This window comes from Streptomyces sp., assembly GCF_019510245.1.
Lineage (GTDB): Bacteria > Actinomycetota > Actinomycetes > Streptomycetales > Streptomycetaceae > Streptomyces.
Genome location: NZ_JAEKKT010000307.1, coordinates 1 through 9,900, shown reverse-complemented (window position 1 = coordinate 9,900; position 9,900 = coordinate 1). Strand labels below are relative to the sequence as shown.

Sequence of the window (9,900 nt, the reverse complement as noted above, 5' to 3'; positions counted from 1 at the left end):
GGGGGAGAGGTGAGTCCGTCCGCTTCCTAAGCCCGATGATCTGCAGCGGTGCGGCGGGCAGAGACCAGACAGAAGCACCGTCCAGGGGTGACGATCCCGGCGTCCGCGTCCTTCGCATCTCCGCGGTCGTTGGCTGGCGCTGTACACCTTCCTCGGCCACGGTCTTCTGCTGGTCAACCGTGCCGCAGCCCCGCCTCACCCCGGCGGAGCGCACCTCGACCAGGAGGTCGACCACGGCATGGTCGGCCCTGTGGCGGACCGCATGAGTCCCAGTGGATGATGGATGCTCCGCGTGATGATGCAACCTCCGCGACGAGGCATCGACCTAGTCGTGTCCCCCGTCGGGACGTCTTGGCACCGGATGGACGCTCTGGTTCTTCCGAAACGCGCCGAACGCTTTGGCAGAACTCGGGCTCCCGGCTTCGTGACAGTCCATCCAGGTAGCCGGCGGCAGCTAGTAGACGGTCAGCCATAATCGGGCGGCGATCAGCTCGCGCATGGTGCGACTGACGTGCGTGCAAGGCGCCTCAGTGTGAGTAACGGCAGGTGTTGTGGTGGGCGATGTCCAGGACGAAGCGCTCGGGGTGGTGTAGCTGCTTCGTCGTGTAGGAGGGCTTGGTGTCGAACGCGGCCCCGAAGGTGACGACGCCCTCGAAGTCGCCGGTCAGTGCGAAGCCCTTGAGTTTCGGCAGATTCAGCTTGATCAGGCGCGGGCCTTTGTAGGCGTTCCTGCCCGCGTTGTTGTGGGCTGCGGCTGGGGAGAGCTTGATCTCCAGGAAGTGCTTCCCGGCCAGCGGGACCTTCTGCCCCGAGCTGTCGTAGCGGAGTTCCTTGACACGCGTGACGGTGGTCGGCGGCAGTTTGCCCTTCACATCGATGACGACCCGGTCGAAGGAGCAGTGACCGGCGATCCTGGCGTTGACGACCAGACTCGTGGACGGTGCCGGGGACGTGGCGGCGGCAGAGGCCGACGCCGCGGTGCCGGCCAGCAGGAGTGCGCTCGCGGTGATGGCCATGAGGCGATGGCGGGTGTACATGACGCCCCCTTATGAGACGTCGGGGACAGGTGGTCACAGTATGAGACATATGTGAGGGTCATACGGTTGCACGCTTTGGTGATTGATTCTCATGTACTGAAGTACGACCGCCGACCTCGATGATCGCCGGCATAGCCGCGGTCGGCACAGACCCGGGTGATCTGCGGCTGGGTGAGGCGCAGCCGCCAGAACACGTCGCGGGCAGCGTCGCGGTCCAACCCTTCCAGGACGGCGCGCACATCCTGGGGCTTGTGCGGCATCGCCACCAGTACGAGAAAACCGCCACTTCCTATGAAGCGGTGGTCAAACTCGAGTCAATCCTGTTCTGGGAAAGATCTGTTTTCGTAGACGATCCCTACAGGACCGGCGCGGAGCAGGATCCCGCCGCACAGGCCCCGGACGCCCTGGCCACGCTCGTCGTCGTCACCCTTCTGCAGGGGGCGGGACCGCGCGGGTGAGTCGCTACGGCCTGCAGCCGCCGGCGAGCGGTCGTCGTCCTGCCCGCCGGAGAGCCAGCCCATGGCGGGTGTTGCGGGGCCCTGTGGTGGGGCCGGTTATGCCCATTCGGCTCCGTCATTGGCGAGTAAAGCCGGCCGGGCGTGAGGATCACTGGGTGGTGGGTACGGAAGTCCGGTGGCTTCGTGGGGTTGTCGAATCCCGGCTCTGCACGAGTGCCGGTGGAGAAGTGCGAGACGTGATGCTGTCGTCGCCGCTGATCATGTCCGTGCTGTGACCGTATGTGGCCGTCATGTCGCCCGCGCGAGGAGCCCGGCGGGTTCGGGGGGAGAAAGTTTGGCCGGCGGGGCAGTCGAACCTCCTTCCGCGCCCGTCTTTACAGGGGAACGAGGGAGGGCGCATTGAACGCCGACGAGGAACGCCAGTTCCGCGAGTTCGTGGCGGCACGGTCGAGATCGCTGCTGCACACGGCCTATCTGCTCACCGGGGACTGGGAGCAGGGCCGGGACCTGCTCCAGACCGCGCTTGCGGCCACCGCTCGGCGCTGGTCGAAGCTGCGCGACCGGGAGCAGCCGGAGATCTATGTGCGCCGGGCGCTCTACCACGCCCAGGTGGACCGCTTCCGACTGCTCAGCTGGGGACGGGAGACGGTCACCGACACCCTGCCGGACCAGCCGTCCGCGCAGGCCGCCGACTGGGCCGACACGGTGGTCCAGCGGCAGGACATCATGGCCGCGCTGCGGCGGCTGCCCAAGCGCCAGCGTGCGGTGGTCGTGCTGCGCTACTTCGAGGACCGGCCGGACGCGGAGATAGCTGCGATTCTGGGTGTCGCCCAGGGGACGGTCCGCAGCCAGACCCACAAGGCCCTCGTTTCTCTCCGTACCGCCTTGGCCGAGGCGGGGCAGTCGGCCGCCTCCTCCACCGCCTCCGGAAGGGGCGTCGTCGCATGAACGACTCGACCGAACACACGCTGCACGAAACGTCGTTGCACGACGCCCTGCACGCCCAGGTCCGGGGGAGCGGCGGTGACGCCGCCGGTGCCCATCTGGTCGGCCTGGCCGACGGCGCGTTGCGGATCGCCCGGCGGCGGCAGCGGCTGGCCCGTGCCGGTGTCGGCATCGTTGCCGCCGTCGCGGTCGCCACCGCCTGGATGGCCGTCGCGGACGGCGCGACCCTGCGCGCCCACGTGGGTCAGCCCGCCGCAGGGGCCGACACCACGAACACCGGGAAGGCGGCCCTGATCTCCTTCCTGCCGGTCACCTCGTCCAACGAGCACGCCTGCGCCCAGGGCAGCGGCGGCTACCCCGTGCCCGCGAGCGCGAGTCACCCGGAGTTCTGCGTCCGGGCCGACCGGGCCAGAGGCATGACCGACGTCCAGGCCGCCTCCGCGAAGGCCGACAAGAGCGGTGCCGACGGCACCTGGCGGGTCGAGGTGACCCTCGACTCCGCCGGCCGGACCCGTTTCGCCGCGCTCACCGGCTCCATCGCGTCGGCCCCGGCCCCGCGCAATGAAATCGCCATCGTCATCGACGGCAAGCTCTGGGGCATCCCCTTCGTGAACTCGTCGATCACCGGCGGCCGTATTGAGATCGTCGGGCCCTACATCGGAGACCTCACCGGCGCCATCGCCCACGACCTCGCCCACCGGTTGGACCCGAACTGACAGCCGGTGCAGGTCACTGAGTCACCGGAGCGGGTCAACACGGGCCCGTCCCCGCCCTGCGCATCGGCCTGCCGGCGCCCAGAACGGGACGCCGAGGAGTGAATCCGAGCAGCGGGAGTGCCTCGGTCGGGAGGTACTTCACGCGCTCGTCGTGATGCCGGCCGCCCGGCCCGTAGTCCCGGCTGAACCAGCGGTCGCCGAGGCCCGGGGAGACCGGCTGCCCGCTCGCGAAGAGGACGAGCGAAGCGCGCAGTATGCCGAATCCTCAGTGGTGGTAAGAGGAACAGCTTCTCGATCATGCAACGGTCGTACGCCGAACGGCGATCACGCCTGGCTTTCGGCTTTGCCGTGTTGGTGGTGTCCGTGATCGTGGTGATGGCAGGCTCAGGCCATCTCCGGCTTGGTGAAGCGGAATTCCGGGCCATGCTTGGGCGGTCGGCCGTTGACGGCGTGCGTTCGCGTGGCTTCGGCGGTCGCATCACGCGGTCGGAGCGGACGCGGCCGACCATCTCGACGGGGAGGTCGCGCAGGACCCAGGCCAGGCGGGTGACGTCGTAACCGGCATCGCTCACGATCACGATGTCCGGGTTCCCGGTCTGCCACTGGCCAGCGGCGATGAGCCGTTCAACGACTCCTCGGAGCTGGCCGGCGGTGACCGCGGTCGCGTCGTCCGTTGGGCCGAGCCGGACCGCGTCCAGGATCGGGGTCCAGGACGTGGCGCCGGGCTCCGGCACGGCCGCGAAGGAGTAGGGCCGGCCCGGTATGAAATGCGACGCCGTCTTCGCCCGGCCGTAGAGGCGGAAGAACAGGCGTTCCGCCGAGCACGGCGCGTCCAAGTGAAGCCATGGCGACCCGTCGGCCGCTGGGACCAGACGCCCACCGTCGAATCGCGGCAGCGGCAGGCCGGCCGGCACCGTCCGCAGCCTGTCGACGTCGAGCCGGCTGTCGTTCAAGCCGCTCTACATCGCTCCGTGCCCACGCCGATGCTCGGGCAACAACGTCAAGCCAACGGGACTTCACCGCACCGTCCTCACACAGCACCGCGTCCACCAACTCGACCAAGGCGTCACGCCGAGCGGTCAGACACGCCGCGAACTCCACCCCGGAAACGTGACGCTTCCCTCCGAACAGCATCAGGCAGCAAACTCACCCCCACGGCCTTCGTCTCGGTCATGTGCACCTTGGTCGGAGCACATGATCAGACGAGGGCCGCCCCCAGTCCGGCACATCGAAATGCGAGCGAATCCGTTCGAGACGCCGTTCGAGACCGTGGCACCATGTACCGCATGACGACGAACCGAAAGGTCCATGCCGCGTAGACGGCCAGCACAGATCCGTGCCAGAGCCCCCGGCAGCCACCGGACCGCGGGTGCAAGCCCAGTCATCGACGGCCTGTCTTCACGTGCACTGTCCGAGATCATCCGTCTCGAGCACACCCGCAACTATGTGCAGCCAGGCGAGGTCAGCGCGGCTGTGGGCCTCTGGAAGGACTACGCTCACCAGCCCGAGCGCGCACTGTGGCACGACTACGAATGGGGCAGCGTGCACTGGTACTGCTGCGGCAACCCTTTCGAAGCCCGAGCCCTCCTCGACACCGTGATGCAGGCCATATCGCCACGAAGCGCCCGTGAACTTCGAAAGATCGTCAACCGGTCAGACGCCGTCTGGAACCTTCCGTCCCCGCCCTACGACGCGGCCGGAAGATAGAGAGCAATGTTGCTTTTGATCCTCGGGCTTGGTGAGGAATCGGGTCACCCGTGGGCGTGGCGAGGTCACCCACGGGATGTTCTCACCTGGTGAGCTGGGAGGCGCGATGCCGCTGCGTGATGTGGACGCCGGTCATGCTGTCAGACGCCAGAGGGACGTGGTCTCGGCGCTTCGGGCTGTGTGGAGTGGGTCGGTGGTGTCCTTGGAGCGTGGGTGCCGGGGCTTGGTGTCGATCTTGTCCACGACGCGGAGGTGTGCTGTCTGGATGGCGTCGAGCAGTTGCTGACGTGTCCGGAGGCCGAGGTGCTCTGCCAGGTCGGACAGGATGAGCCAGCCCTCGCCACCTGGCCGGAGGTGGGCAGACAGTCCGGTGAGGAAGCCGTGGAGCATGGTGCTGTCCGGGTCGTAGACGCCTTGCTCGATGAGGCTGGTCGGCCGGGTGGGGAGCCAGGGCGGGTTACACACGATGAGGTCGGCGCGGCCTTCGGGAAACAGGCCGGGACCCGACACCTCGATACGGTCCGTCAGGGCGAGCCGGTGGGCGTTCTCCCTGGCGCAGGCCAGGGCGCGTGGGCTGATGTCGGTGGCCACGACGCGGTTGATTCCGCGGCGGGCCAGGACCGCAGCGAGGACACCGGTTCCCGTGCCGAGATCGAACGCCGTACTGGTATGGGGATAGTTCAGGGCCGCCGGTGGCAGCGGCGTATGGGCGACCAGGTCGACGTACTCGCCTCTGACTGGAGCGAACACGCCGTAGTGCGTAGTGGGGGTGGATGCGAGTGCCGAGCGCCGGCACGTCGACCCCTTTCAAGCGCCACTGGTGAGCGCCGATCACTCCCAGCAGTTCCCGCAGAGCGACCACCGTGGGCCCCTTCGGAGGGCCATAGGCTTCCAGACACGCCTGACGGACGTCGGGAGCCCGACGCAACGCCAGGGTGTAGTCATCGTCGAGCAGCACCAGGAGCTTTCCGAGTACACGGGCACGGTGACTGCTGCTGCGTCGGTGCAGGTGGAAGGATTCGCTCAGGTAAGCGCTGGAGCTGGGGATTTTGCGGTCGATGCGGCGGCCCATCGCCTGCAGCAGTTGCCGGGCGTTGTGGAAGTCGCCTTGCCAGAGCAGGGCCGTTCCCTCACACGCCTGGCGGTAGGCGGTGTTGGCCTTCATCCGGTCGTCGGCGACGACGGTGCGCCGTGGAACGGGGGCGGCGTTCTCGGAATGCCAGCGGGCGGACTGTTGAGCTGTGCCTGTGGTCCAGTGGATGGTGGACACCGCGTACTCCTCGTGATTCGAACGTGCAGGGGCACGAAGAGCACTTCGACGAGGAGCAGGCTGAACCCACGCCTGTCCATCGGACAGACGTGTGCGTTGAGGCAGGTGGCCGTTACCGCTCTCGCGTCGAAGCGCGAGAGCGGACGTCCCAGACAACCATGCCGAGCATCAGGGTCAGCCCTTTCGGAGGAGTGGCAGCAGGCTCGCACAGTGCTGCCCGGCTTCCAAACACACCGGTTACTGATCTCTGTGGGTTGTTGTCGGGCGCTGATCCCTGCGGTAGGTCGGTCGTATGCGGTACGCGCAAGGCGGCGGGTTGACCGCCGAGCGGTGAGAGGCTCGTGAGCGGATTCGGGATGAGGCGGGTGAGCGGTTCGCCCGCGGCGACATGACTCGATAATCGCGAGGGGTTTGGGGGTGAGTGAGCGGTCGCCACGGTTCCGGCGACAGCGCTTGCCTGGCTGCTGATCGTCACGGCGGACGACACGCTCAAGGATCCCGGCGAGGACCCGTGCTCCATGCACTACGGAGGCGTCGGCGGCTCGGAGGCGTTTCCCCCACAGGCGTACTGCCGCTACGAGGGCGGCAGCACCCACGACCTCGCGACCGGCATCCAGCGCGTGTTCTGGGTCTGCTTCGCCATCAGTCTGGCGCTGCTGTCGATCGGCCTGTGGCAGGCTGTACGTCACCCGGGAACGCTGGTGCGTTCTTGCGGCTCGCCCTGACCGTAGCCGGCGTCGGCGGGAGTCAGGACCGGTCCGCATCGTCACCTGGGCCGTCCTCGGTGCAGCCGCCGTACTGCTCGCCCGGGCCCACGCCGAGATCCGTCCCGTGCCGCGGGTACGCCGGCCAGAGGCGCAACTCCCGCGGCCGGGTGCCGGGGTAGGCGGCCTCTGCGTCGTCCTCATCACCGACGCCCACTACGACCCGCTCGAACGCGCCCGCTGGTCGGCGCGGGTGTGCGAGAGCGGTGAACACCCTGGAAGCGGACCTGGTCTGCCACACCGGCGACATCCCGGACGGCACGGCCGAATGCCGCCGCGCCCAGGCCGTCCTGCCGGCAACCGTGCGACCACCCGAGCCCGTGTACACGCATCGGCAACCATGAGGACTGCAGCGAAGCCGAGGGCTGGATGGACTTGATGGACGAAGTGGGCCGGCAGCCGCTGCGCAACCGCCACCTGCTGCTCGAACGCGGAGGCCACACACTCGTCGTCGCCGGCGCGGACGACGTCACCGCCGACTCCTCCGGCCTGGCGGGCCACTGCGCCCATTTCGCCGGAGCGCTGGACGGCGCCGACCCCGCACTGCCCGTCCTGCTCCTGGCGCACCAGCCCGAGTTCATCGACCGGGCGGCAGCCGCAGGCATCGACCTCCAGCTCTCCGGGCACACCGACGGCGGCCAGATCTGGCCATTGCACGACCGCGTCCGTCTCGATCAGCCCTTGCCGGGTTCAGCCACCACGGACCCCGCACCCTCCTCCGCACCACGGCCGACGCCTCCGCCGGGAGCGGTCCACAGGTCGAAGGACCGCGACATGGGACGAAGCCCAGGCCGACGCGTCTCGCACAGGGGACGATCCGAGCATCATGAGCCTGGCAGCTGGTACCGGGCGGCAACGACCAGGCAGAACCGTCCGTTCCGGGTGCCGCCCATGGACAGACGCGCCCGTCCTTGCGCCCCAGCACCGAAGTGCCTCACTGCCGCACCGAAGTGACGCAGAACCAGAACGCTTGAGCACCAGGAGTACGCGGGGAGCGGCGTCGGGCTGCCGGGCCCGTCACGCGTTCCGCGTCTTACGCGTTGCGGGAGGACCGGAATCGAATCGGTTCCGCGCAAGCGCTTCGACGAGATGGTACGGCCGGTGCGGAGCGGGGGCAATGGTGTGCCGCACGCCGAAGTACGCGTCCAAGGGCGGGGCGGGACCGTCTCATCGGCCGGTGCGGTGCGCACTGACCCCTCGTCAACCGCTGTTCGGCGGCCGCGCCCCAGGTCAGTGGCATTTCGGGGGGTGGCTGAGCGATCGCGGTCCGGCTCGGCGCGACGCGCCGAGCCGCGTCGGCGTGAGGGCGCACCGCGGCTCGTCCACTGTCACGGCCGGATCTGCTCGAGCGGGCCGGTCGACGAGGATCCGGGGAGATCGGCGATCGAACCGATTCGGAATCCAGGCCGGACGAAGGAGGTCGTGGCCCTTGACAGCACTGCGGAATCGGGAGCACCGTCTCCCCCCGAAACCTCTCTGCAATCCCACTGAAAGATCTGCACCTTCAAGCGCTACCGCATTTGTCAGCGCCACCAGCACAGAACCCGACTGGGTTCCGCCGGCACGGTAGGGAGATCGGATGGGAACGACAGGTACGAGACACCACGTGCTGTTCGGGGGTGGCGTCCAACGACTGCTCGCTGCGGTACGGCGCCGCGGAAGGCCGGGAAATGAGTGGGACCAGGCATCTGTCCGATCGTGGGAGCGCTCCCGCAGTTCTCGGCCGAAAACATTCGCCCGGGCGGGGGCCGCGGCCGTGCTCGCCGTCGGCGCGCTGGCCGGTGCCACGGCCACGACGGGGACGGCCCGGGCCGCCACGTCCGGACCGTGCGATCTGTACGCGGCAGGAGGAACGCCCTGTGTGGCGGCCCACAGTACGACGCGGGCGTTGTACGCCTCGTACAACGGGCCCCTCTACCAGGTCCGGCGTGCCTCGGACAACACGACCCGCGACGTCGGCGTCCTGAGCGCCGGCGGCACCGCCGACGCCGCCTCGCAGGACTCGTTCTGCGCGGGGACGACCTGCCTGATCTCGATCATCTACGACCAGTCGGGTCGCGGCAACCATCTCACCCAGGCGCCCGGTGGCGGTGCCGCGGGCGGTCCCGACAACCTCGCGAACGCGACGGCAGCGCCCACCATGGTGGGCGGTCACAAGGCCTACGGCGTCTTCGTGGCACCCGGTACGGGATACCGCAACAACCACACCAACGGCATCGCGACCGCGGACAACCCCGAGGGCATGTACGCGATCTTCGACGGCACGCACTACAACGGCGGCTGCTGCTTCGACTACGGCAATGCCGAGACGGACAGCAACGACGACGGCAACGGCACCATGGAGGCCATCTACTTCGGCAACATCAAGGTCTGGGGCTACGGTGCGGGCAACGGCCCCTGGATCATGGCCGATCTGGAGAACGGCCTGTTCTCCGGGGTGAACCAGCACTACAACGCGAACGACCCGACCATCAACTACCGGTACACGACCGCCATCGTCAAAGGCGGCCCGAACCACTGGGCGATCCGCGGCGGCAACGCGCAGTCGGGCAGCCTGTCCACGTTCTACGACGGTCCGCGGCCCAACGTCGCGGGCTACAACCCGATGCGGAAGCAGGGCGCCATCATCCTGGGCATCGGCGGTGACAACAGCAAGGGCGCCCAAGGCACCTTCTACGAGGGCGTGATGACCTCCGGCTACCCCTCGGACGCCACCGAGAACGCGGTCCAGGCCAACATCACCGCGGCCGGCTACAGCAACACGACCGGCGGGACGGGCACCGGCGCGCTGCACGCGGTGGGCGCGGGCAAGTGCCTGGACGTGCCGAACTCGTCCACCGCGGCCGGGACGCAGCTGCAGATCTGGGACTGCGGCGGCGGCACCAACCAGAGCTGGACCCGCACCTCCTCCGACCAGTTGACCGTGTACAGCGGCAACAGCCAGCTGTGTCTGGACGCGTACAACAACCAGACCACCGCCGGCACCAAGGTGGTGACCTGGCC

Annotated in this window: 7 protein-coding genes and 2 pseudogenes; 6 read left to right on the top strand and 3 right to left on the bottom strand. The window is 68.4% G+C overall.

Annotated features, from left to right (window positions below):
• Positions 1-527: 527 nt before the first annotated feature.
• Positions 528-1,037 (bottom strand): hypothetical protein, encoded by a 510-nt coding sequence (locus JF597_RS49650; protein ID WP_294012671.1) that lies wholly within the window; start codon positions 1,035-1,037, stop codon positions 528-530.
• Positions 1,038-1,156: 119 nt separating this feature from the next.
• Here JF597_RS49650 and JF597_RS49645 point away from each other — a divergent pair, with 119 nt between their 5' ends.
• The 3 genes from JF597_RS49645 (at position 1,157) to JF597_RS49635 (ending at position 3,156) form a co-directional block, all read left to right on the top strand.
• Complete coding sequence (locus tag JF597_RS49645) at positions 1,157-1,495, top strand: hypothetical protein (protein ID WP_294012668.1); 339 nt, start codon at positions 1,157-1,159, stop codon at positions 1,493-1,495.
• Between the two features lie 399 nt (positions 1,496-1,894).
• Positions 1,895-2,443, top strand: coding sequence for a SigE family RNA polymerase sigma factor (locus tag JF597_RS49640; protein ID WP_294012665.1), 549 nt, complete (start codon positions 1,895-1,897; stop codon positions 2,441-2,443).
• Positions 2,440-3,156, top strand: coding sequence for a hypothetical protein (locus JF597_RS49635; RefSeq protein ID WP_294012662.1), 717 nt, complete (start codon positions 2,440-2,442; stop codon positions 3,154-3,156). The genes JF597_RS49640 and JF597_RS49635 overlap by 4 nt, the downstream gene beginning before the upstream one ends.
• Here the strand turns inward: JF597_RS49635 and JF597_RS49630 are convergent.
• Both JF597_RS49630 and JF597_RS49625 read right to left on the bottom strand, forming a co-directional pair.
• Entirely contained in the window at positions 3,093-4,070 is a 978-nt protein-coding gene (locus JF597_RS49630; protein ID WP_366916566.1) for a transposase, read from the bottom strand. The two genes, JF597_RS49635 and JF597_RS49630, sit on opposite strands and share 64 nt — an antisense overlap.
• A gap of 925 nt (positions 4,071-4,995) precedes the next feature.
• Positions 4,996-6,133, bottom strand: a pseudogene (locus tag JF597_RS49625) (class I SAM-dependent methyltransferase).
• Positions 6,134-6,651: 518 nt separating this feature from the next.
• Here JF597_RS49625 and JF597_RS49620 point away from each other — a divergent pair.
• The 3 genes and pseudogenes from JF597_RS49620 to JF597_RS49610 form a co-directional block, all read left to right on the top strand.
• Positions 6,652-6,858: a hypothetical protein gene (locus JF597_RS49620; protein ID WP_294012660.1), complete on the top strand. Its 207-nt coding sequence runs from the start codon at positions 6,652-6,654 to the stop codon at positions 6,856-6,858.
• Positions 6,843-7,625: pseudogene (locus JF597_RS49615) on the top strand (metallophosphoesterase); the annotation flags it as partial. The gene JF597_RS49620 and the pseudogene JF597_RS49615, both read left to right, overlap by 16 nt.
• A gap of 851 nt (positions 7,626-8,476) precedes the next feature.
• Positions 8,477-9,900, top strand: a 1,424-nt coding sequence (locus JF597_RS49610; RefSeq protein WP_294012657.1) for an arabinofuranosidase catalytic domain-containing protein, incomplete at its 3' end; no start/stop codon positions are given.

What these genes read in the sequence shown, in the direction of transcription:
- JF597_RS49620 (WP_294012660.1), top strand. Translation starts at nt 6,652, where the DNA reads ATGCACTACGGAGGCGTCGGCGGCTCGGAGGCGTTTCCCCCACAGGCG.
- JF597_RS49645 (WP_294012668.1), top strand. Translation starts at nt 1,157, where the DNA reads ATGATCGCCGGCATAGCCGCGGTCGGCACAGACCCGGGTGATCTGCGG.
- JF597_RS49635 (WP_294012662.1), top strand. Translation starts at nt 2,440, where the DNA reads ATGAACGACTCGACCGAACACACGCTGCACGAAACGTCGTTGCACGAC.
- JF597_RS49650 (WP_294012671.1), bottom strand. Translation starts at nt 1,037, where the DNA reads ATGTACACCCGCCATCGCCTCATGGCCATCACCGCGAGCGCACTCCTG.